This window comes from Labrenzia sp. THAF82 (assembly GCF_009363435.1).
Taxonomy (GTDB): Bacteria; Pseudomonadota; Alphaproteobacteria; order Rhizobiales; family Stappiaceae; genus Roseibium; species Roseibium porphyridii.
Window position 1 is genome coordinate 22,156 of the sequence record NZ_CP045354.1, and the last position, 23,996, is coordinate 46,151.

17 protein-coding genes are annotated in these 23,996 nt (G+C 52.3%); 11 read left to right on the forward strand and 6 right to left on the reverse strand.

Annotated features, from left to right (window positions below; genetic code table 11):
* The first annotated feature begins 1 nt into the window (after nucleotide 1).
* Both FIV00_RS00110 and FIV00_RS00115 read left to right on the forward strand, forming a co-directional pair.
* Nucleotides 2-460 carry a hypothetical protein gene (locus tag FIV00_RS00110; RefSeq protein ID WP_152498911.1) on the forward strand — a complete coding sequence of 153 codons (459 nt, stop codon included), beginning with the start codon at nucleotides 2-4 and terminating at the stop codon, nucleotides 458-460.
* A complete protein-coding gene (locus FIV00_RS00115) occupies nucleotides 450-1,043 on the forward strand; it encodes a hypothetical protein (protein WP_152498912.1) in 594 nt (197 codons plus the stop codon). Before FIV00_RS00110 ends, FIV00_RS00115 begins: the two co-directional genes overlap by 11 nt.
* Before the next feature lie 305 nt (nucleotides 1,044-1,348).
* Here FIV00_RS00115 and FIV00_RS00120 read toward each other — a convergent pair whose 3' ends face one another.
* The 6 genes from FIV00_RS00120 to FIV00_RS00145 all read right to left on the reverse strand — a co-directional run bounded on the left by FIV00_RS00120 (nucleotide 1,349) and on the right by FIV00_RS00145 (nucleotide 7,737).
* Complete coding sequence (locus FIV00_RS00120) at nucleotides 1,349-2,548, reverse strand: HEPN-associated N-terminal domain-containing protein (RefSeq protein ID WP_152498913.1); 1,200 nt, start codon at nucleotides 2,546-2,548, stop codon at nucleotides 1,349-1,351.
* Between the two features lie 9 nt (nucleotides 2,549-2,557).
* Nucleotides 2,558-3,805 (reverse strand): three-Cys-motif partner protein TcmP, encoded by a 1,248-nt coding sequence (locus FIV00_RS00125; RefSeq protein ID WP_152498914.1) that lies wholly within the window; start codon nucleotides 3,803-3,805, stop codon nucleotides 2,558-2,560.
* Nucleotides 3,806-3,816: 11 nt separating this feature from the next.
* Nucleotides 3,817-4,575 (reverse strand): DUF5131 family protein, encoded by a 759-nt coding sequence (locus FIV00_RS00130; protein ID WP_152498915.1) that lies wholly within the window; start codon nucleotides 4,573-4,575, stop codon nucleotides 3,817-3,819.
* A 120-nt stretch (nucleotides 4,576-4,695) separates the two neighbouring features.
* Nucleotides 4,696-5,916 carry a Fic family protein gene (locus tag FIV00_RS00135; RefSeq protein WP_247649313.1) on the reverse strand — a complete coding sequence of 407 codons (1,221 nt, stop codon included), beginning with the start codon at nucleotides 5,914-5,916 and terminating at the stop codon, nucleotides 4,696-4,698.
* A gap of 91 nt (nucleotides 5,917-6,007) precedes the next feature.
* Nucleotides 6,008-7,249, reverse strand: a complete 1,242-nt coding sequence (locus FIV00_RS00140) for a relaxase/mobilization nuclease domain-containing protein (protein ID WP_152498916.1) — start codon at nucleotides 7,247-7,249, stop codon at nucleotides 6,008-6,010.
* A 50-nt stretch (nucleotides 7,250-7,299) separates the two neighbouring features.
* On the reverse strand, nucleotides 7,300-7,737 hold the full coding sequence (locus FIV00_RS00145; protein ID WP_152498917.1) for a hypothetical protein: 438 nt from the start codon (nucleotides 7,735-7,737) through the stop codon (nucleotides 7,300-7,302).
* Nucleotides 7,738-8,598: 861 nt separating this feature from the next.
* On the opposite strand from FIV00_RS00145, the gene FIV00_RS00150 reads away from it, so the two are divergent.
* The 9 genes from FIV00_RS00150 (at nucleotide 8,599) to FIV00_RS00190 (ending at nucleotide 23,974) form a co-directional block, all read left to right on the forward strand.
* Nucleotides 8,599-9,753 (forward strand): LuxR C-terminal-related transcriptional regulator, encoded by a 1,155-nt coding sequence (locus tag FIV00_RS00150; RefSeq protein ID WP_152498918.1) that lies wholly within the window; start codon nucleotides 8,599-8,601, stop codon nucleotides 9,751-9,753.
* An 18-nt stretch (nucleotides 9,754-9,771) separates the two neighbouring features.
* Entirely contained in the window at nucleotides 9,772-12,027 is a 2,256-nt protein-coding gene (gene bcsA, locus FIV00_RS00155; protein WP_152498919.1) for a UDP-forming cellulose synthase catalytic subunit, read from the forward strand.
* Nucleotides 12,028-12,035: 8 nt separating this feature from the next.
* Complete coding sequence (locus FIV00_RS00160; RefSeq protein WP_152498920.1) at nucleotides 12,036-14,321, forward strand: cellulose biosynthesis cyclic di-GMP-binding regulatory protein BcsB; 2,286 nt, start codon at nucleotides 12,036-12,038, stop codon at nucleotides 14,319-14,321.
* A gap of 1 nt (nucleotide 14,322) precedes the next feature.
* On the forward strand, nucleotides 14,323-15,420 hold the full coding sequence (locus tag FIV00_RS00165; protein ID WP_173005822.1) for a glycosyl hydrolase family 8: 1,098 nt from the start codon (nucleotides 14,323-14,325) through the stop codon (nucleotides 15,418-15,420).
* Complete coding sequence (locus FIV00_RS00170) at nucleotides 15,399-17,186, forward strand: hypothetical protein (RefSeq protein ID WP_152498922.1); 1,788 nt, start codon at nucleotides 15,399-15,401, stop codon at nucleotides 17,184-17,186. Before FIV00_RS00165 ends, FIV00_RS00170 begins: the two co-directional genes overlap by 22 nt.
* Nucleotides 17,187-17,509: 323 nt before the next feature.
* Nucleotides 17,510-20,641 (forward strand): AAA family ATPase, encoded by a 3,132-nt coding sequence (locus tag FIV00_RS00175; RefSeq protein WP_152498923.1) that lies wholly within the window; start codon nucleotides 17,510-17,512, stop codon nucleotides 20,639-20,641.
* Between the two features lie 4 nt (nucleotides 20,642-20,645).
* Complete coding sequence (locus FIV00_RS00180) at nucleotides 20,646-21,839, forward strand: YcaO-like family protein (protein WP_152498924.1); 1,194 nt, start codon at nucleotides 20,646-20,648, stop codon at nucleotides 21,837-21,839.
* Nucleotides 21,836-22,597 (forward strand): TfuA-like protein, encoded by a 762-nt coding sequence (locus FIV00_RS00185; RefSeq protein ID WP_152498925.1) that lies wholly within the window; start codon nucleotides 21,836-21,838, stop codon nucleotides 22,595-22,597. The genes FIV00_RS00180 and FIV00_RS00185 overlap by 4 nt, the downstream gene beginning before the upstream one ends.
* A gap of 168 nt (nucleotides 22,598-22,765) precedes the next feature.
* Nucleotides 22,766-23,974, forward strand: a complete 1,209-nt coding sequence (locus FIV00_RS00190; protein WP_247649314.1) for a hypothetical protein — start codon at nucleotides 22,766-22,768, stop codon at nucleotides 23,972-23,974.
* Nucleotides 23,975-23,996: the final 22 nt, after the last annotated feature.

Consider the following 23,996-nt stretch of genomic DNA (forward strand, 5'->3'; position numbering starts at 1 on the left):
CTTGGACAATAACAATAAAATAGCTGTGGTCATTGATGAGGAACCGCACTTTTCCGAAATCATGGCATCAGCATTACGAATAGCGGGCTTTGATGTTGTCCAGTTTTTTGATGCTACAGGCGCACTCAATTCAATATTGGCGGACCAGAACTACTTTGCCAGCGCATTGATGTTTGTGGATATGGCGCTTGAGCCAGGTCTCGATGAAAAAACGTTTTCTATGGAGGCGACTGATAAATATATGACAACTGGCTTAGTCTTGGCCGCAAAATTGATATTAGAAGACATCGTTGCACAACCTCGCCGAAGAAATATGATTTTGTATTCGGCACATCAGCGGGGACAGTTTTGGTCGAAGATTGACCAGTTTTGTGCAACGTACGGCACTCGAAAATGGCAAAAACGGGCGGACGCAGACATACAAGAGATTTTTGAGCTGGCTTCAGACCATGTTGAATGAAGTGCAAATCCTAGGATTCTCGATACCCGACATCGTCGGTCTTGGATTGGGTTTTATGGCGGCTGTGCTATCGCTAATTGCACTTTCTGCTGCGGTGATAATATTCTTCTTGGGCGTGAGGCATTCCCGCCATCTTAAGGAAATCGAAATTGCCCGCCGTGAATTGCTAGATTCTACCGTAGCTATACGCGAAGACATTGATCGGAATTCAGCGCTGTTAAAAGAGGTTCACCTTGGGTTCAATACCATCAACTCACTGTTAACGCTTCAGTCTCAACATCGCTTGATTGCGGGTTTGGAGGACACAGATGAGCAATTGGGAGTTCGGGCTGCGACGGAGCTTAAAAACCTCGAAAACCGTATGAAGGCCCGCGAGCTAGAACTACAAATCATTGTCAGTGAGGGACAGAGATGTCGCGCTAGCCTTCTCGGTCTCTCGCAAACATTTGGAGATCACCAGACGATAGAATTCTTACGTGCCTATGCTTTAATATTGGAGGCGCGCGGAGTGGAAGCGCATCAATTTCACGAAACCCGAGGCGGCACTTCAGCTCGCTTAATGAACCTTAAAGCCAATCAATAGTTGGTGCCAACACTCTAAAATTATGACGTGACGGTGTTGGCTTTTTGGTATTGATGGCCCTGCGACTGGGAATTCTAATAATTCTGAGGCGCCGTATTGACGCCATGGGTTTGTCAATTTCTAAGCAACATGTTGCAATTTTGGGTCTAATCAAAGTCATCACATTTGATATTTGCGTTGCACGCAAGGTGTGCGTGGTAGGACCACGCCCTTGCTCACTCGGTAGGACCTCGTTCGAGGGGTGCGTGCCGCCCCCCGTTTCACCCCCCTGCCAAGGCGAATGCACGGAGTATTTGAGCATCAGATCAGTTTTGTCTTTGCTGATCTCTTTCTTGCGAAGTGACATCAAACTGATGAATAGAACGTAAGACTAGCATGCACCCATCATTGCGATTCACATTCTGAGGATCAGATACATTTGCCTGCGTAGCAAAAAGTACAGTGTTGGCACCTTCTAAACCCAAAGAAGTGACGTAACGGATTCCGTCAATTGTTCCGCTGCCAAATTGGAAATCACGCAGAAATTCAGTTACGATTTGTGTTGGCACATAGTCAATGTGTACACGATCATCGCGTGCAACTGGTTCCGCGACTTTTTGCGAAAATGTTTGGAGAAAAGCAAGGCTCAGTCTTTCTTTGCGCGTAGCCTCAGAGAAAAACCCGGGTACTTTCGGTAGATCCGCAAGGTCGACAATTTGTATCCGTCTGACGGTTTCGAAACGTCCTACCGTTGCATTTTCTGATCGGGCTTCAGCAGTCGCTAACTCGAAAGTTTCAGCACCGTAAAACATAGATATCCCGGGCGGGTTCATACGGTTGGATTGTCGTGAAAACTCTATCGGCGGCGGACCGAGCTCAGCAGCAGTCGTGAATGGACCGTTCGTGTTCTCGCGAGCGCGGAAAAGTGTGTATCCAATATCAAATTGCTTTATCAGTTTGTGATGCTCGATTGCGGCGGCAACCTCATTCAAAAATTGAATGTTTGAACGGTCATCGGGGTGACCGCTGCCTTCATCACCAATATTTTGAAAGAAGAACCGCCTCGATCCTTTCGTTGAAGCGCAAAACTGTTCCCAACTAAACTGGAGGCTGGCATCATACTCGAGCGAGAGCCAATCAAAGTCGCACCACGCATCATCTCCTATGTGGCAGATGAGATCATCGGCAAGGAGATCAGAATTGTGGGCTTCTAAGCCGAGGCCAATGCAATCAAACAAGCACTCCGCCGTATCGACATGCCAACCTTGGTAGCCGCCTTCTCTACTTTCATAGGGGAGTTGCTCTACGGCAAGGCCATAAAATGTGGCCATACGTTCACCTACAAAATCAGCAATCTCTCTAAACGGAGCGACTTCTTCCCGATATTCGTCGCAATATTTGCAATACCCTGAAAGTTTGTATCCGACAATTCGTTGTTGAAGGTCTTTATCATCAAAACAATGACTGCATACCCCATCTTCCCATTCGTCAAGGGTCGATCGAGAGCTCGTTATTACATTGACCACAAACAGCCCCTAGCTACGAAAGAAATCTGTTTGCCGGGGAACAATCAACCCGTCGGATAAGGTGATGCGAGAGCCTGCGCGCTTAGTAACGCCCTGAGAATTGACAACGTTGAGATCGCGGTATCCGACGAGCTCCTCAATTGCGTTCAATAAGTCTTCGTTAGTTGCAGCTGTCTTGTTGCCAATTCTTGAGAGTAGCGTTTCCAACGAAACATGATCGTCGATCATGTGTGTCCGAATTTCGTTTGGCAGGACATTTAGAAGCTCGTTTTTGAGAGTTTTTTTGTCCTGATCGCCAAAATTGAAGAGCGCGTCTTTAGACTGAATTAACCGTGCATCGAAGCCGAGTGAGAACAAGCTTCCTTGACCAATATGCCTGAAACTGTTTTGAGCATTCCAATGAACTCCCAGCATCTTATCGCGCGCGGCCTGATGTCGGGACAAATGTGCAAACATCATCCATCGATTGTCTGTCGGTGACCAAAGCATAAATGGCGTGAAAAACTCAGCACCGCTCAGGCTTTGAATATTACACATGACCATTCGCTGGGTAACTGCACGGCCCAATGCATCATCTTCTTTATTGGCGTTCCATTCTTCGATAAAGGCGTTATCGACACCAAACTGTCGGTAAGTCTCAAGAGCGGCTGATTCAGCGCGCAGATAGTTCAACATGCTATCGATAGCAAATGTCAGTAGAACCTCGGGCCGATTGAGTTGAGTAAATATCGAGTTGATTGCCTGCATTGGAACATCGGAATATCCAAATTGATCAAGGACAAAGATTGATCGTCCAGCGCGTTGCCCGGTATTAATTACCTCTAGTATTCCCGGCAGCTCGGCAGCGAAGTCACCATTGATCAGGTTGATTGATTGCCCGATTTCATCGCCAAATCCCGCGTTCCTAATTTGTTGTCTTAAGGATTCGACATGATCTGTATTTTCGTCGACAAAAAAGAAACGCGCATTGATCTCTAGCGGCTTTTCACGTCCTTCGTTGAGTCTCTCTCTGGCGGCTTCAACTGAATTTAGCAAAACAAGAGGACTGCCAGGTGTTTCCTGAAGACCATTCTTGTAAAGTCCGCCTCCACAAAACCCATCAACCAAAGTTATGTTTAAACGATCAGTTCTTGGGTCGGGAACCACAGTGTCAAAATACACGTCCAGATAATTCTTTAGAACTGCGAGTTTCCTTAGCGAATGCTCTTCAATGCTTGGAAGTGCTCCTCCCGGAGCCCACTGAAAATTCTTTGGCATATAAACTCCGGCTAATTGGCAAGCCTATCAAGAATAGGCTTGGGAACAATTTGCCAAGGGAAGCCATTCCATTCTTCGCCTTCCAACAAACGTCCACCTGATTTAGGTCGTGGTCCACCCCATTGCTTGAAAAAGAACTCTGTACCATCACGTTGACATATTGCCTTGATTTCTAGCGCCCAAGATTCATGCATCGGTCGTGCTTTGGGGCCGCTTTCTCCTCCAACAATTGCCCATGCTATGCCGCGCAGATCGATATCGCCCACAGCACCTAACAGAGGCTCAAACGAAATGAAACGCGCTGGCGAGTTGACCTGCTTTAGGTGCTGGATCCGACTAGTATGTGCTGTATCTTCGACTGAAACACCCAACCATATGTTGCTAGGAACGGCCTTATTCTGATATCGGGTGCAGACATAATCCCGCATCAAGCTGCTGCGCTTGGTCAACACTTGAAATACATGCCATTCAGCTTCTTCCATCACGTCAAATACTTTATCAATAAAAGCTCGATCAACCTGTTTGTGGAACAAGTCACTCATCGAATTCACAAAAATCATTCGTGGCTTCTTCCAGCGAAGTGGCTGAACTAGCCGCTCTGGCCAAAGCCGTAAATCGAAGCCTTGCTCGTAAGGATGCCCGGGAATGCCTCTCCAGCGTTCAGCAAAACGCTCAGCATAGCAGTTGTCGCAGCCGGGTCCGACTTTTGTGCAACCAGTAATCGGGTTCCAAGTTGCATCAGTCCATTCAATTTGTGAATTCTGCGCCATAGTTTATTTAGAACACAACAGGAACAAAAAATCTAGATATTTTTGTTTCCTGTAGTTCGCCCAACCTCTTTAAAATATTGAAATACAGAGATTTTTTATAGCTCTCCGCGTTTCTGCTTCCTAAATTCTTGCATACCATGTTCCCTTTCCAACGCCGTGCTTAGTCAGATGTCGGGCATCAACCAAGGCTTGCAAGTGTTTTTTGACGGTGTTTCGGTTTGCTCCCGTGACCCGTACAATCTCACCATTGGTTATACGTCCATGTTCCTTGGCTAGTTCCAAAATTTGAACTGACAGCTCCGGGAGCGTTTTCATGACAATTCGCTCTCGTTCAATCTTTTTTTCCAAATGGCGCTTTTGCGTTTGTACTGACCGCAAGAAATATTCAGTCCAAGGTTGCCAGTTGGGACTGTCGGTTCGGATGGTGCCTTGGGTACGCCGTAGAGCGATGTAGTAGCTTTCTTTCGTTTGCTCGATAACACTTTCCAACGAGCTATAGGGCACATAGACATAACCGCTACGCAATAAGAGTAACGTTGTCAGGACTCGCGATAGTCTTCCATTACCATCTTGAAACGGATGGATTTCAAGAAAGACGACCGCAAAGACAGCAATCACCAAAAGCGGGTGCAGAGTCTTTTCGTCCAGCGCCGCTCGCGTCCATTCAACGAGTTCCGCCATGAAGCGCGGCGTGTCAAATGGAGAAGCTGTCTCAAAGACAACGCCTACCTCTTTGCCATCTGCATCAAACGCGGTGACATGGTTAGAATTGGTTTTGTAAGCTCCGCGATGCCATTCATCCTTGGCGCTGTATTTGAGCAGATCGCGATGCAACTGCATGATATGGTTTTCGGTGATGTTAATCGCATCCGCTCCACCGAAAATAGTTTCCATGACGTCGGCATAGCCCGCGACTTCCTGTTCATCGCGGGTCTCAAAAGCCTTTATTTCAAGTTTGGAAAGTAGGCGTTCCACGTCACGATCAGAGAGTTTGCTACCCTCAATTCGGGTCGATGATCCGATGCTTTCGATAGTCGCAACACGGCGCAGAGCCGACAGTCGCTCCGGTGCTAGAGTTCCAAGTGCTTTCCAAGCGCCTTTAAACTCATCCAGTTCAGCGATGAGTGATAAGATTTCAGGTGTAATATGCAGCGTTTTCACATTGAGGCTCATATCCATAAATATACTCAAAAAGACCCATAAAGGCAACTGTAAGGGACGCATATCCAGAATTGGACCCGAAAATATCCATATAATACAGACATCTGGCGATAGTACGGCAGCTTGATAAGATGCCATACATTTGGACGTTTTAAAGGGTTCACCAAAAATCAGGCCCATGCCCGATTTGTCGTCGCACCCCCTGCAAGGGTGAGGGGTGGCTCCGAAAATCAGGCATTCAGGACAGACAAGCAACTCTAATGAGGAAGGGCTAGAAGCCCGGTTCCGGTCCGTCGCGCGAACGCGCCCGTGTTCTGCGCCGGGTGCGCAACGGTTTTTGAGGTTTAGGCTGGACGCCCCTCAATGCTCGAATGTCTTCTCTTAGCTCATGGGCTGCTTTGACATGCGGGCGTATGGACTCGCGTTTCTGTTGCCGGAGATCGCGTAGAGCGGTGCTGTGCTTGCGCTCCTGTGCTTCGCGTTCTCGTTTGTCCCGCAGAGCTTTGAGTTGAACATCCTTCCTGTTTTCAGCGAGCAAGCGGTTTCGCCGTCCTGTGAGGCGGTCAATCAAGCCCATGACGCCACGTCTAATCCGGGCCTCTCGCTCTGCTTGTTCTGTTGCTTGACGTTCGGCTTGGCTTTGTCTCAGGGCGGCTTCCGCGCGTATCCTTTCAGCATGCAGCCGCTCGCGCTCCTTTGCAGCTTTAGTGAATGCTGAACGTGCAGCGCTCGTTTGCTCCGCCTTCAGCTCTTGTAGCCGATCAGCAATAAGTCTGGACGCTTGTTTTTGAGCCGCCTCCACAGATGGCAAATTTTCAATGTCCCCCAAGCGCGCACGAACATCCTTCGTCCTTAAGCCAACCCAACGGGAAACGGGGTAGACTTCGCCTGTATGGTCCACCGCGACATGACCGCGTTTGCCTTGTGCTAACACATAGCCTTTTTCCAGCAATGCCGCACCAAATGCTGCACGACCGTCAGAGGCCGACCAACTGTCTTGAAACATTGCCTTGATGTGTTTTGGGTTATGCCCGGAGCGTTTGGCTTGTTGCCATTCTGCAAGTGTTATATTGCGGATGTCGCGTTGTTTGGAATCACGCAGGCCATCTGGCATCGACCAATCATGCTTCAAATAGAGCTCGCGAGAAACATCACGCAGTTTGCGGTGTGTATGTGATAACTGAACGGCTTTCATGGTGTCCGTGTCGATACGACACCATACAGCATGAGCATGTTTGCGAAGCTCGCCATCAACACCGCGCTTTTCATGAAAGACAATGGCCCGAGGTTGCCCGTCTAAACCAAGTCGCTTTTCGGCTCGCGTAATCGCATCTTCAAATTCACGTGCGCTGACATCAGCCTCTTTCGGTGGGTTAAGACTGAGAGAAAACAAATGCTGTTTGCAGCGGGTGCCGCGGCTAACCGCATAGCTTTCTTGAAACGCACCTTGCAGATCATCAGCTACAAAGCCGCGCATTTCATGGACAACAACACGTTCGTTTTCGGACTTCATGAGATGCATAGCGAGGTCTTTGTAACCTCCGCGCTGATTGCCATGAAGGATCATTGACCCTCACTTTGAAGGCCAAGTGCAGTTATCAGTTCGTTGCGCATATATGCGATGTCGCCACAGGCTTGGCGAAGCTCATCTTCAACCTCATTTTCCAATTCTAAACGACCAAGCTCTATCGCAAGCAGTATGCCGCAAAGCGCACTGCCGATTTCAGAGCGCCCCAACATGCCAAGTAAGCGAGCAAGGGCTTGGTAGTCTCTGATGGGTGTAGTTTTTCTTTTGCGTCGCTTTGACTTGTCGTCGTCAAGTACCGCATCTCGAATGTAGCCGCTTAGCGATTGCCCAGACGCACGGTCTTCCAGCCATGCGCGTTCATCAGCACTAAATCGCACAGAGATGGGTGGTATCCGTTTCTTGTGTTTGGCTTTCGGTTTGGCTGAGGAAGACCTGAACTCATGGTGAAGATTTTGGGAATGAGGCGCAGTCATGGTTGCGGCCCCTCATCAAAATCAGCGCTTTGGAGCTTAGATAGTTGGTGTTCCCAGTCTTCCAGTGTCTCAAACAACGCGTTCGAACAATTACCGCTCGGGCGCGCCAAATCTCCAAGATTCAAAACACCGTTGTCTGGCAATGCCACCTTCCCGAGAGTTGACAGGTTGCATGTCTTACTTGAAACCATCACGTTTTTGAACTGCCTCCTGCCAGAGTTGGTGCAAAATGTTGGTCGGAAGGTGCGAAATCGGGTGAAATTGAACTCTGGGGTCGGGGTTTCTCAAAAAAATGATCACGAAATCGCGACTTAAACTTATGCGATAGTAGGAGCGTGTGTTTTATTTACTCAACCCTGCATGCTTTTTGGGCAGAATTTATTTCTTTTGTTCACAAGACTATTTTTGTAGCCGGTACCAATTGTTGTCGAAAGTATTTCATCCATTGCCGAACACTCGACTGGGCCATCGTATATTTGGAAGAATAACACTCGCATTGCACTGCAGCATTACTGCAAAATTCGACACCCCCTCCTGCAGCTCAGAGTTTAAGTGGTGGTTGTATTCGAATTTTCTTTAGATAACTGGGAACTAGACAAGTCCTTTTCCTGAAGATTTCAGCACTTCTAACGCAAATAAATCAAACAAACTTGTAAACCATAATACATCTATGCCCAAATTTTGATGCAACTGCACCAAGACAAGAGCTGCAGCTTTGATCTATTAGTTTGTTAATACTTTTTTAACGCTCCGGCATCTGGGGCGTACTTATTCAAAAACAAAAATTATCAGTCGCCATACAGAAGCGACCACTTAGACAGACAACAGACTACGGCAGCTTTACTTAGGTGGGGGCACCAAATGTATTTCGGTTCTCGGCATTTCGGAGAAGACATCACCTATGGCGGTTTTTTACAGGACCGTCGTACACGCGAAAAACTCGACTTTCCCTACATGCTCGCCAGACGATTTGAGTATCTCGTCTTCAGCGTCTTTGTTTTCGACTCCTTGCGAAAATCGGTGGAAGCACAGTTTACGACAGACGACCCGGGACGGCTCTGGGATGCAAGTTTCCTCATTGAACAAGAAAAACAAACACTGGCTGCATTGAAACGGGATATCTGCGCACCGGTGTATCACGATCCGGTTGTACTGCGCTGTATCCAGGAAAACGGCAGCGAAGACCCAGCAAAATCGGTTTTGGAGACTGATCGGGCTGCGGCTCTTTCCGTTGATCTTGGTAGCGGGTTACAGCTCTTTTTGACTGCGCACATTCCTTGCGGCTTCTCCGAGCAGCTCTTCCAAGGTGTTGTTGCCTATATGGGAGATATTTTCGGGGGCTTTCGCAGCTATGCCGAAGAACTCGTTTTCGGCTTCAACGGGATAGACCTGAAAAGCTCTGATTATTGGATCAAGCACATCAAACATGCTGCATTGGTCATCTATGGCAATGGATATCTTCTAACAAAAAACTCTGCTGCGGAAGCTTTGTTGCAAAGCGGTGAAGACCTGAGGGTCATTGATGGAAGGATCTCAGGACCCGCTGACCTTCTTGCCCGGTTCTCCCCAACAACAAGCGTCGACACATTGGCTGTCCGCGGACTTTTGCGAGGCTCGCCTTCAACCCAGCGGCACATTCTGCATACAGCGACAGGAACGCAGTTTTTGTTAGAGCCGGTGCCTTCATTTTCTGATGAAGACAAACACGACGACCCGGTTCGAAACTACTTCACCAAAAAAATTCTCGTTGCCTCGACTGATAGTCCCATCAACGCGGATCCGTTGCTGATCAAGGCAACCGCCGGTGTGACGTTGCAACAGGCGCGCCTCATACAGCAACTGATCGCCGGCAAGAGCGTCCGGCAGGCCGCCGAGGAAATCGGCATTCGCTACAACACTGCGCGCAATCACATCGCAATGGCGCAGCAAAGACTTGAAGTCAGTTCACAGGCTGAGCTGATCAACGTCGTTCAAAGGGCAATTTCCATCGCCCCGGAACTCGAAATTAAACAATAAAAGTATGGAGTTAGGACAATGCTGAAGTTTCTGGCGTATTTGTTCGCCACTGTGGCTACCATTGCAATGTTTTTCATTGCGACCTTACCTTTGTCCGTAGAGGTGCAGCTGTTTCTCGGGCTGTTCCTACTGCTCGCGATGCAATTTACAAAGGCTATTCCCGGCACTCTTGGGAGGGTCATTTTTCTCTCCCTGGGCGGCATTATCGTTGGCCGCTACGTCTATTGGCGCGTTACTCAAACGGTACCACCAATCGAAAATCTGGCAGACTTCGTGCCCGGCGTTTTGCTTTTGGCCGCCGAGCTTTTCTGCATTCTCATGTTCTTTCTGTCCGCGCTTATCGTGTCGGATCGCTATCAACGGCCACGCAAGGTTCTGACAAGGGATGAAGACGCCCCGAGCGTTGATGTTTTCATTCCAAGTTACAATGAAGATCCCGGCTTGGTGGCCTGCACGATCGCTGCGGCCAAAAACATGGACTATCCGGTGGACAAATTCAGGGTCTTTCTGCTCGATGACGGTGCAACGGACCAGAAACTGAATGCCTACGACCCAGCTGCTGCGCGCGAAGCCCGGGATCGGGCGGAAACACTGAAACGCATTTGCGACGAACTCGGCGCAACTTATCTGGCCCGTGAAAGGAATGAACACGCAAAGGCGGGGAACCTGAACTACGGTTTGTCACGTTCCGAGGGTGATCTGGTTGTGGTCTTTGATGCTGACCATGCACCGGCTCGTGAATTCCTGCGCGAGACAGTGGCCTATTTCTCCGATCCCAAGCTTTTTCTGGTTCAGACACCGCACTTTTTCCTCAATCCCGATCCCGTTGAGCGCAACTTGCGCACCTTCAACTTCATGCCGTCCGAAAACGACATGTTCTACGGCATGATCCAGAAGGGTCTGGACAAATGGGACGCCACGTTCTTCTGCGGATCTGGGGCAGTATTGCGCCGGTCTGCTCTCAATGAGGTCGGCGGGTTCTCCGGCGTCTCGATCACGGAAGACTGCGAAACCGCATTGGAACTGCACTCCCGTGGCTGGAAGAGCGCTTATGTAGACCGTCCAATGATCGCCGGCCTTCAACCAGACACGATTGCTTCCTTCATCGGTCAGCGGTCGCGCTGGTGTCGGGGAATGCTGCAAATACTCCTTCTCAAGAACCCGCTTTTCAAGCCGGGTCTGAACTTCATGCAGCGCGTCGCGTATGTTTCAAGCGCACTTTTTTGGCTGTTTCCCTTTCCGAGGCTCGTCTTCCTGCTGGCACCCTTGCTCTTCATCCTATTCAGCATGAAGATCTACATTGCCTCGCCTCAGGAATTTCTCGCCTATACGCTCACCTATATACTGGCAGTTGTGACCATCCAGTCAGGCCTCTACGGCAAGCTGAGATGGCCCTGGATCTCCGAACTCTATGAGTACATCCAGTCGATCTTCCTGTTCCCGGCAATCATTTCGGTTTTGCTCAATCCCCGTAGCCCGAAATTCAACGTGACCACAAAAGGCGAAACGCTTGAAAAGGAACAACTGTCGGTCCTGGCATGGCCTTATGTCGTCGTGTTTGTGCTGATGCTGGCCACAACAGGTGTGCTGTTTTGGCGCCTTGAAAATGACCCTGGCCAAACAGCTCTCCTGTCCGTGGTGGGCATCTGGCATGTCTTCAACCTGATTGTTACCGGAGCAGCGTTGGGAGCCATTCTGGAACGCAAGGAAGTCAGGACAGCACCTCGTATACGTGTTCAACGCAAAGGCATTTTGAAACTTGGCGAAGATACTGTTCCCGTCACTTTGGTGGAGGCCAACACCAACGGTGTTCTGATGCATTTCGACAAGGTGCCGCATAGCGGAAACATGCTAGGCGAACGGGGGCTCCTGAAGGTGCTTCCAGCTCAAAAACAAGGCCGAAACACCAGTACATCGACAGACATGGGTGACTTTGGCCCGGAAGAAGGCATCAGCGTGAATATTGCTTCTCAACGGGCAAGTTCCACAGGCCTTCTCGTGGGGGCCGGTTACATCGACACAGTTGCCAAGTGTGCCCAGGCGTCGAGCGATCTGGTGTTTGCAGACCTTTCCATTCCAAGAGCACTGCACAACCGGAAACTAACCGGAGCCTCGCCTGTTGGGGGCATGCTCCGGCTTGTGCGCTGGTCGGTACACTACGGCGTACGTATTCCGGTGATCGCAATGTTTTCGCTCCTTGGCAGCGGTGCGCGTCGCAAACCCGCGCGCGTTGAGAACGACCTTCCCGAAACCTTTATGACACCTGCAGAGTGAGGTCCCTCATGATGAAGAATTCAATCGTGTCGACTGGAAGCATGTGTCTGAAATCAGCGCTTCTGGCGGCAGCTGTACTCACAGTTCCCTTGGGAGCAAATGCCCAACAGCTCGATCTGTCTGTTCTGGAAACAAAAAAGGAAGAACGACGCACGATACGCCGACTCACCGCCACGGCAGACCAGATGCGCCTTGAAGGTGAGTTCTCAGAATTGCGTCTTGCCCTCTATGCGCCACGTGACGAGGCTCTGCTTTATCGCAAGCTGCAGGTCGACTATCTGACGGCCGTCTCCGCAGCGCCGGAATATTCCAACCTGAGCGTCATGATCAATGGACAGCTTGTTGGTGACATTGAACTGACCTCCGGCGAGCAGGCTTCTTTGCGTAGCTTCGACCTTCCACCCGGACTGATCGTAGAGGGATTTAATGAAGTCCGCTTTGTTGCAAGACACAAGCACCGGGTCGATTGCACTATCCCGGCAACCTATGAGCTTTGGACGGTGCTCAATCCGGCCAACACTGGGCTTGTCTTCGACCCTGGCCCCGACACTGCACCAAAACTCGTTTCCGGTCTGGAGGTTCTAAGAGCAATTCCCAACGACGTGACGGGATCAACAAACTTCCGACTGGTCCAGCCTGCAAACATGAGCACGTCCAATCTGGATCGGTCTCTCGCCGTGGCACAGACGGTCGCGGTTTTCGGAAAGTACCAGAACCCGAATATCGAGATCCGGCCAGAACCGGGCACAAATGCCGGGATGGACATTATTGTCGGCACGCGCGCGGAACTGTCGAAAGCCGGCTATGCAGTCGGGCGAACCCGGTCCGGAATTCAAGGGCTTGCGCTCATGCGCAATCCGGAGACAGGTCGTCTGTCGCTTTTGATCGCCGCAGACAGTCGACCGGCATTGGATCATGCCATCGCTCAATTCCAAGAGGCACTGGCAAAGCTGCCAACCACCGGCACGAAGCGCGGGATTCAGGTTTTCACGAACAAGTTTGGCTACGAGATAACGCCAGGAATGTCCGTTTCACTTGCAGAACTGGGGGTCAGCAGCCAACGTTTCGACGGTCGTCTCATGCAAAGGGACTTTTCCATCAAATTGCCAGAAGATTATTTCGTTGGCGACTATGGAAAGGCGACATTGAGCCTGGATATTGAAGCTCTTGCGGACCTTTCGAATGCGAACCGGCTTCAGGTGTTTGCAAATGGTGCTGCGCTTGCTTCAGCGGAGTTGACCCGAGACGGGATCACTTCCCGCTCACCGGTGAACATTCCGCTCGGTGGATTTTCGCCGGGTTTCAACGAGCTTCGAATTGAAGTGTCCTCTTTGACCTCCGAGGATGAGGTTTGCGATGTTTCATCGCTCAACGGACCAGATCGTTTGGCCTTCGAGGCAAGCACCTCCACGATTGAATTTGACTCTCTGGCCAGAATGCGTGTCACGCCAAGCGTCTCACCGGGTAATCTGCTGCCTCAAAGCACTGCGGATAATCGGCCGACTTACATTCAGGTGCCGTCAAATGACCGCAGCAGCCTCGAAGCCGCTGCACAACTTGCCGTCGCGACAGCAGCAATCAACCAGACTGTCCAGCCTGTCTCAATTGTCCTAGGCGCCGGCGACGTCGGTTCACAGCCAGGCTTGATCGTGGCACCTGTCAATCGTCTTTCCGGCCCGGCAAAGCAAGCATATACGGACACACTTCAAGATACCCGTCGCAGCGCCGCTCGTGGCCATGTCGCAAATTTCTTGGGCCTTGAAACTCCTGATGCAAATGAGCCGGGCCTTTGGGCTGATCTGAGAAGATATGCCAACTCGGCCTGGCGCAACATGGGCTTCAAATTAGGTTCTGAATTCCAGGCACAGCAAAGCTTCAAGCTTGAAAAGAACGATGTTCTCTTCTCACAGCGCACCACCGATCTCTCATCGCAAGAGAGTTGGGTTGCGTTTTTTGGAGCACCTGTGAAGCAGGACGTTTGGACCGTCGTGACGGGATTGACGGGCGACGATGTCAAGTCCGGAGTTGACACGCTTCTTCGGGAAGGCAGATTGGCCTGGCTCGGCGGTGACACGTCGCTTTACAAAACGTCTGACAACACCGTTTTGTCCGACCGTTTCTCAGAAGCGAACTATTTTGCATCGCTCGCCAATCCTTCCGAACTCAGAAACAGCCGCTTGGTTGTTGCCGGTGTGATTTCACACAACATGCTCGACTTTGTTGTTTTCATGGTGCTGTTCGGCGTCGTTCTGGCGTTCAGCTACTATGTTGCGCTCAGAAAATCAGGGCGTTGAGATGTTGAAAACGCTCATTTCGGCACTGCTTGCACTTGTTGTTGTCTCAAGCGGTGCCGTCTCCGAACCGGTGTTCGGAGACGGTGCTCGCGAGAAAGATGCCCTATCGCTGTGGCTGCGTTCAGCATGGCGTGACTACAAGAGCCGCTTCGTCACGGATGCTGGTGCTGTCATTGACGACGCCAACAAGGGCATCAGTCACAGTGAAAGCCAGGGCTACGGTATGGTTCTGGCTGTTGCGGCTGACGATCTTGACGCATTTCGGCTCATTCGTGACTACACGTTTGAAACGCTTCAGGTCCGGAACGACAGCCTTTTCGCCTGGAAAGTCGAACACACGGACCAAGGTCCCAGCATTGCGGATATGAACAATGCAACGGACGGGGATCTGCTCGTTGCTTGGGCGCTTTTAGAAGCCTACAAGCAGTGGAACGATCCTGAAAACCTAGCCTCGGCACGGAAAATCCTGCGGGACGTTGCCACTCTTCTCGTACACGAAACAGGCCTAGGTCCGGTTCTTTTGCCCGGTGCGAAGGGGTTTGTTGACGAGGATGGAAAGACCTTGACGGTCAACCCATCCTATTGGGTGTTTCCCGCCCTGGAGAGCATTGCCCAATTCGACAGATCGGCCAATTGGGCAGAAATCGCTGTTGTCGGCGAGGAAATTCTGGATCTTTCCCAAAGGGCCCCCACCTACCTTCCGCCAGACTGGGTTGACATCAGCGGTTTCAAACTCGTGCCTTCTGACAAATTCCCGCCGGAGTTCGGGTACAATGCCGTTCGCATTCCGCTTTATCTCGCGTTTTCCAACAATGCATTTCGCGAGAAGAAAGCAGCCGATTTTTCAACACTGCACGGTTTCAGCAATCCAGAAGGGCCGGCGGTCACTCATGTTGTGACCGGCGCGATACAGTCGACAATGAGTGAGACCGGATTTCGATCCATCGCCGCATTGTCGCGCTGTATCGACACCTCTGAACCCTTTCCGACCTCACTGCTGCAGTTCGGATCAGACTCTTATTACTCCTCAACACTTCAAATTTTTACAGTTCTCGCACTTGCAGAGAGGAACCCAAAATGTCTTTCTCCAGAATGGTGATTGCTACCCTTGCGCTAACGCTCGCCACAAAGGGCGTCGATGCGCAATCCGCACCGTGGGAAGCCGCGCCGAGCCAAACGCCCGGAAGCCTTCCCCTAACGCTCAATCTGCAAAGCGACAATCAACCTAAAGCGCAACCGGCGAGCGTTTCACCCTTTTCACTCACAGTTGACCAGGCCTCTGTGCCTTCGAACGGGCAGGCCATCGTCACCGCTGAGCCGGAGGTGGATGAGTCCGCGCTACGCTACTATGCCAAGAATGGTGAAATCGGACGTGTCTCGGCGGAAATCAAGAGGCTCAAGAGCCTTCACCCTGAATGGGAACCACCGGAGAATATCTTCGACACCAATCGGATCGAAGTAAACGAGCAACCTCTTTGGGATCTGTTTGCTGCCAAAAAAACGCAGGCACTCTATGCCAAGATCCGAGAGTACATAAAGCTGTATCCTGGTTATGAACCCTCCCCTGAACTGCGCCGACAAATTGTCAACGCAGAGGTGCGCAAGTCACTGATCCTGGCGTCAAACAACGAAAACAATGGAGAAGTGATCAGACTTGCAGTGGAGAACCCTGACCTGCTCGTATGCCGCGAGATCGATGTCATCTGGCGGACCGCCAAAGCGCTGTTGAGCGCCGGTCAGGAGCTGAAGGCCCTTGAGGCCTACAAGTACATTCTGGCCAATTGCAGCGATGAACAAGAACGCATCGCCACAGTTCAAAAAGCAGCTGAACTGTTGCCGCGCAATGCCGTCGAGCAACTGGTACAGATGGGCAGAACCCGACTAGATGGGCAATCGGAGTTCAATCAGGTTTATCTGAACATTTTGCGCGGAGAAATTGGCAACGGAGCAGCAGACATCACTGCGCTCGTTGACACCTCTGACCTGGAGGCGCTCGGCCGCGCGGCCAAATCGCTCAAGAACCCGGAAGATGCTGAACTTCTCGGCTGGTACTTCTATTCCAGAGAAGACTACAAAATCGCCGAAACCTGGTTCCGCACCGCCCACAAGATGAAGCCCACGGTCAAATCCATTGAAGGAATAGTGGTTTCTCTCAAGGAGGCTGGGAGCTACGAGGAAGCGGAAGAGTTGGCCTACAAAAACCGCAGGAGAGATCCTCTCATCCTCAAGGCCTACCTTGAAGTGGTTGCGATTGCGCTTATAGAGGGATACGGCGAGGAAATGGAATTCAAGCGGCTTTCACGCTTTGCCAACGTTATCCAGGATGCTGAATCGCCAATTGCCGCACAGGTTCTCGGTTGGCACTTCTATGAGATGCACGAATTCGAAGAAGCGGAAATCTGGTTCGACAAGTCGATGCAGTACCAGCCCAATGAAGCAGCGGTGCTTGGCCTTGTTGTCGTCGCCCAGCGCACGAAGCAAAAAAACCGTGAACGGCAGCTTGTTGCTGAATGGTCGGGTGACTTTCCTGCACTCAGAACAGTTGCCACCAAAAGCAGTAAATCAACCGTAGTAACCAGCCGAAAGAAACGGCCAACGGCGTCCCGTTCAAACTCTGCTATCCGTTCTGCGGAACGTGAAATGGGTGATGGTGATTGGCGCGGTGCGCTCACCTATCTTGAAAGAAACGCAGCCGGCGGCAGGGAAAGCCGCAAGGCAAAGCTCATGCGAGCCTGGTCGCTATATCACACCGGCAAGAGCAAGGAAGCTCACAGGCTCTTTGCTGAGGCAGACAAGGCGCGGTCCACAAAAGAGACACGGCAAGGCAAATGGTTCTCCGAAAAGAAGATGTACAAGTACCAGTAGGTACTGACTGCTTCCCTGCGCCTGCCAACTCCTCCCCGGGTATTGCTACCCGGGGACTTTCTACTTCAAGGAAGCGCTTTTCAAAAACTCATCTGCGGCATCTTCGATGCAACACTGATCGCGCACAATAATGTCCGCGCAGTATTCAGGCGGCTCTTCAATCTGCCCTTAAGTTCAACAAGTTGTTGATTGCCTATCATTCGGTTTACATTAAAAAGAAATAGGTTGCTTGCTTTATGGCAAAGGTCGGTGCAACCCTTCCATCATAGTGGAACCGAAAGCGTTCTATCGGTCAAACAGCAGGGGCCGGTCAAAGGCAGATCATGACCCAGAACAACGCAGGGGATCTTGGGATACAAAAGGGGGAGCGCCGCCAGCTCACTGCCCTCTTCTATGATCTGGTTGGTTCGACATCCATGGTCACGAATATGGACCTGGAAGACTACCGGGAAGTGCAGCAGGCGCTGCACCAGGCTGCCCACCATGCCATCGCAGGGCATGGCGGCCATCTCGATCTTTTGATGGGCGATGGCGGTTCGGCCTATTTCGGCTATCCGATTGCAGACGAAGATGCGCCTCAACGCGCCGTGGCTGCGGGTCTCGCGATCCTGAAAGAGCGTGCTGACATCCAAAAACGCTTTGATTGCGATATTCAGGTCAGGGTTGGTGTCGCCACGGGACCAGCTGTTTCAGGACCCGCGGGAAGCGGGGCGCTGGCGGACCGGGAGGAAATCATCGGCATTGCGCCCACGCTTGCCGCCCGCATTCAAGGCATCGCACAAGTTGGGACCGTAGCCGTTTCAAACGCCACCTACCGGGCAACGCGGCGCATCTACCATTATGAAAGTCTCGGTGCCCATTCCCTGAAGGGGTTCGATCAACCGCAAAGCCTCTGGCAACCTCTTGGGCGCCGCGAGACAGTTGACCGGTTTGAGAAACTTCGGGACGCCGGACAACCATTTCTGGCAAGACGAGATGAGCTGGAGGAAGCGACCGACCGGTGGCAACAAGCTTCCCACGGCGAGGGCCAGGTGCTCTACGTTCATGGCGAACCCGGGATTGGAAAGTCCCGGCTGTCGTTTCAGGTTGCACAGCAGGCCCGGGATGAAGGAGCACATCTTCTGGATTTCCAGTGCGAACCTGAGTGCCGTGACATCCCGTTTTCGCCCTTTGTTAAAAGTCTGCGTGCTGAAATCAGAAGGTACGACCCTTCCTTTGATTTCGAAACGCCTTCAGCTGAGGCCATTGCAGACGTTCTGTCCCTTCCAGGAAATCAGTCGCCAGAGTTTTATAAAGCACTTGCGTTTCTGCTGTCGCCTTCACCACAGCAAGATGACGCTGACCCGCATCCTGCCTCTTCTGTCGACACGCTGGTTGATGCAGTTATGGCCATTGCCAGTGCAAAGCCCTGTGTCATCAAACTTGAAGACCTGCACTGGGCCGACAGCCAGACGATTGAGGTGCTGGAACACCTCCTCGACCGGATTGCATCAGCTCCGGTCTTCATCGTGGTGACATCGCGCGAGCGGCCCGAACCTAGGTGGACCGAACTTCCTCACTTTTCCAAGCTGCGCCTGTCGCGACTGGGTGAAGACAGCATCATTGAATTGATCGGAAACGTTGCAGGGGCTGCAGCATTGTCACCGCGCCTGGCCCACGCCATTGCTGCGCGTTGTGAGGGCGTACCCTTGTTTGCCGAAGAACTGACGCGCTTCGTGGTAGACCGCGGCGCGGAAAAAATGTCGGACGAGAGTGCCTGGGAGTCCCTCTTTGATTCAGAAGAGACCGCCAGCCTTCAAGATCTGCTGGCTGCGCGGCTAGCAGCGTTGGGCAAAGCCAAGATCGTCGCCCAGGCCGCAAGCGTGATCGGCAGAAGTTTCAATATTCTGACGCTTGTTGCTCTGCTGGCATCTACCGGCACACCGGCTTCTGCGGACGAAAGCCTCAACCAGCTCATGGCGGGCGGTTTCATCGAAAAGCATTCAAACGAGGCGGAACCGGCATACCGTTTCCGGCACATGTTGCTGCAGCAGGCCGCATATGCCGGACTGTTGCGCGCGAACCGGCGCACATTGCACACAGCCCTCTACAGAATTGCGACAGGTAACGAAGCCAGCGGGCAACCGTTTACCAGTGCCGAGCTTGCGGTTCACGCAGAGCAAGCCAGAATGCCCGTCGCGGCAGCCCGGCACTACATTGACGCTGCCCGATCTGCATCTTCCCAGTCTGCACTCAAGGAAGCGCGAACACATTTGACCCGTGCCCGCTCAATTGCCGAAAAGATCAGTGACAAGGCCGTTGCCGCTGAGCTTGAGCTGGAAATCGTCAAACTGCTCGGTCCAGTTGTTGCCACGATGGATGGAACCGGTTCGGAGGAAGCATCAGCTCTCTACCAACGCGGCGTGGAGCTTTTGCATGAAACGCCCGAGACCCATCGTGCGACCGGGTTTCCGCTCTATTGGGGTTGGTGGTTCACAGCCGCAAATTTCAAGGAACAACGCGAACGGGCTGAAACCATTCTGAGCGATCTGACGGGTGTCAACGACAAGGAAATCGAGCTACAGGCCCACCATTGCCGATGGGCTACCGCGTTCAATCTTGGCAATCACAATGATTGCCTGGAGGCCATATCCAAAGGGCTTGATCTTTATAGCGAAGATGAAGCGCTGGAACACAGAACCCGATATGGTGGCCACGATGCCCGAGTTTGTGGTCTCGGCGAAAAAGCCTTGTCCTCCTGGTTCATTGGGCAAACGGAATCTGCCGTTTCTCATATGGAACAATCGGACGCCTGGGCCAGGCACATTGACCATGTCGGCAGCAACTGTCACGCGCTTGATATCGGCATCATGCTTCATCGTTACAGGGGTGATGTCGACCGGGTGGCAAGTCTTGCAAGGCGTATGAAAACAGCAGCCGTGGAGCACGACCTCAAATCACTGGAGGCCAAGAGCCTGATCTTTGCAGGCTGGTCACAGGGAATGTCGGGAGACCCCGAACGTGGTCGCGCCAACCTGACAGAAGGTTTGTCCATTCAACAGGAAATCGGCACGGAAGAAGATTTTCCCGTTTATCTTGAGATGGCAGGCGAACTCGACGCAATGCTGGGCCGGTTTGACAACGGCTTGGCCGTTTTGAGCTCCGCGATTGAACGCGCTGAAGCAACGGGCCATGCCTTCTGGCTTGCGGAACTCTACAGGCGCCGCGCCCGCCTTGGTGCCAGAGCCGGATCGGGAGCAGACCAGATTCTGACAGACCTCGCCAAGGCCGAAGATGTCGCCTTGAATCAGAATGCAAAAGTACTGGTCTTACGGGCCCTCGCAGACTTGGTGATGCTGCAGCCTGACAAAGCAACACCAGGACATTTGGAGCGGGCGCGGCGCATTCTGCAGGAATTGGAACAAGGTAGCGAAAAAGCTCGCATATCCGCCCTTTTGGCGAGCCGCCTGAGCTGATGGGATGGATGCAGTCAGCCCAAATCTGGAACTGTTTGACGAAATCAGCGCGATATGCCGCAATTCGCCGACTTCGAAGCTCTCGCGGCGCTTTAGCGCTGACGAGTACCTCTCCCGTTTAAAGCCTCATCTGACGTCCTTCGGCATTTCGCGGCTGGCAGACGTCACCGGTCTTGATCGTATTGGCGTTCCGGTTGTCCAGGCCGTCCGACCGTTGGCGCGATCGAACGCCGTCAACCAGGGCAAAGGTTTGACCCTTGCGGAGGCTGCCGTCAGCGCAATCATCGAAGCTCTTGAAACCTTTGCCTGCGAATCGCCTGATCAAATCGGTGACAGAGCTTCTCCAAACGAGATTTATGGGCACGCGGCAATCCACAAGCTTTCCTGTCACTTACCGCCAAAGGTGGCTGAAGAGTGGATGGAGAACCCAATTGCGTTTATGCGCGGAATTGAACCGATGTCGCAGGATATCGTCAGCGTGCCCGCTGCCCTGATCAGTACGGATTATACGCCATCCTCATCTCATGCAGTGTCGCCTTTCGTCCGCACCACGACCGGACTGGGGGGTGGCGGAAGTCTGGAGGAAGCAATTCAGCATGGGTTCCTCGAGGTTCTGGAGCGGATAAGCACCGAAAGAGCCATGACAACGCATGGGTTTTTTGAAAAAAACCGCATTGCGCCCGACACGAATGTCGACGCCGGCACAGACGAGCTCATTATGCAGGTTCAAGATGCCGGTCTGTTGTTTGCTGCCTATGAGTGCCCACCGGTTGGGCGCTTTCCCGTCGTCTGGGTCAGACTTCTCGATGAACGTGCCTCAGCAACTTCTCTTCCATTTGCCGCGGACGGTTTTGCCTGCCGCCCCACCTTCAGCGGAGCACTGCGAGCAGCGCTTTTGGAAAGCATTCAGACACGCGCGTCAGTGATATCAGGCTCCCGCGAAGACATAACCCGCCGTTCCTATCCAAGAAATCACGATGATCAACTGATCGCCTTCGAACGGCGGCAAATGAGTAAGACGCCTGCCAATCGTCCATCATTTGCCGGGAACAATTCAGCAGTGAGTGTGAAGGATTTTACCGAAGCGCTGGCAGAGGCAGGTTTGACCTCGGCCATTGTGCCCGTCCTTGCTCTTGAAGACGTTCCGCTGTTCATCGTCCGGGTGGTGCCGCTGGTCGGCCAGCGTAGGAGGGCATGATGCTGGCTAAGCGTCCTCTCGTCGTTTTCATCGGCCCGAGTTTGCCCCCCGAAGGCCTTCCTGAGGCACTCCAGGCCGATATACGGCCACCGGCAGCCCAGGGAGACATTGCTGCCGTATCGCTTGAGGCAAAGGACTGCGTCATTGCTCTGATCGACGGTGTCTTTCAAGGAGCTCCGGCAGTCAGACACAAAGAGATCCTCTGGGCGATCGATCGCGGCGCCACCATTTTTGGTGCGGCCAGCATGGGCGCTCTCAGAGCCGCTGAATTATCGAGCTTTGGGATGCACGGTCGAGGGCTCATCTATCGGTGGTTCCGGCGAAATGCCCTTGCACCTGATGACGCTGTCGCGGTCCTTCACACGCCAGAAGAACTCGGTGCTGTCGCAATCACCGATTCCCTTTTCGATTTGCGCATTCGTTTCAAGCAATTGCGAAAGGAAGGCCAAATCACAGCGTGTCAGGAAAGCGCTCTGGTGACTGCGGCTTTTCAGCTTCACTACACGGAACGGCACCTGAAAGCCGTGTTGGCTGCCGCTCGGGATAATGGGGCGAACATTTCGATTTCAGATCTGGCGAAGCCCGATTGCACTCAGAAGCAACTTGATGCGCAACTTCTACTAGATGAGCTCACCGATCGCCAGAAATCCGGCCTCTGGCCTCTTCCCACACCTGCAGCGGCGTTCGTGCCAACAGACGCGTTTCTGCAGGATCTCGCAGACGCGGGATTTTCATTGGACAGCTTCTCAGGTGCTTGATAGTCTTTTAATAATTCCCCTGCGGAAGGTTCAAACAGCACGCCAAAAACATCTTTTTTGATGCTGTGCGGGAAGTGGAGAAACGATTTAGGCGCGCGCGCAACAAGAGATTGTGACCAACACCGGTTTCCAGGCCGGTTGTAAAAATACCGGATTTCAGAGGTTGAATTGAGTATCTATCTCGACCAGGAAACCATCTCACCTGAAACGGGCCGTCTCGGCACCCGGTTTCTTCTCTATCCGCAGGTGCCGCACCTGGCCGGTTATGAAAAACCGGAAACCGTCTGGATCAGCACGTCGCCGAACGAGATTCAGCCAGGACCGGCTGACCGCCGCATGTATGTGGCAGATCCGCTTTTTGAAAAGCCTGTTTACGAGTATCCCTTCCAGCCTCCGTTTACGGGCGAACAACACCCGCCGGCAGAAGCGGGGCCAGACGGACATTTCGATCATCTGGACCCATCAAGCCGCCAATTTGTCTGCGCCCATGTGTTTGCTTCACTCAGGCGCGTGCTCGACATCTGGGAAAGCTATCTCGGGCATGAGGTTGTTTGGCATTTCTCGCAAACCTATGAACGGCTTGAGATCATTCCATTCGTAAATTGGAATAATGCCCAGTCGGGATATGGCTACATGGAGTTCGGTACCGAGTTGAGTGACCGGGAAACGGTCTATCCATATGCCTTGAACTTCGACGTCATCGCGCATGAATTCGGTCATGCGCTCATTTTTGCGGAAATGGGGACACCCGTCGGCGGGAACGCCAACCGTGAATATTTCGGTTATCACGAGAGCGTATCGGACCTGATCGCACTCATTTCGCTTCTTCATTTCGACAGCGTGCTCGACCGGCTGCTGCGCTCGACCCGCGGCAACCTTCTGACCATGAACGAACTAAACCGGATAGCGGAGTTGTCCGGTGACCGACAGATTCGGACTGCCAGCAACGACCGGAAAATGAGCACCGTCACAGACGCCGTGCACGATCTGTCTAAGCCCTTTACCGGCGCGATATTTGATACCCTTGTAGAGATCTATCACCACAATGCCGTAGACGGAAACCTGGTCGATCTCCCGGAAAGCATATCGCATGACCGGCTGTTCGAGCTCGGCCATCATGAAATCGAGCTGATTGGACACCGGTTTGCCGATGCCTTCAACGCACGTGAATTTTTGCTGAAATCCGCGCTTGCAAATGCGCGAGACCTCATGGGATCCGCAATCGCACGATCCTGGAGCGCACTCAATCCCGACACACTCAACTATGCACTGGCCGGCGCTGCTATTGCCGACCAGTTGGATGCGCTTGGCAATTCTGCTGCCGGGGACATCTTGATGGAAAACCTGGCATGGCGGGAAATTCTGGTGAGAACCTGACATGCCGTCGACAACCTGAATT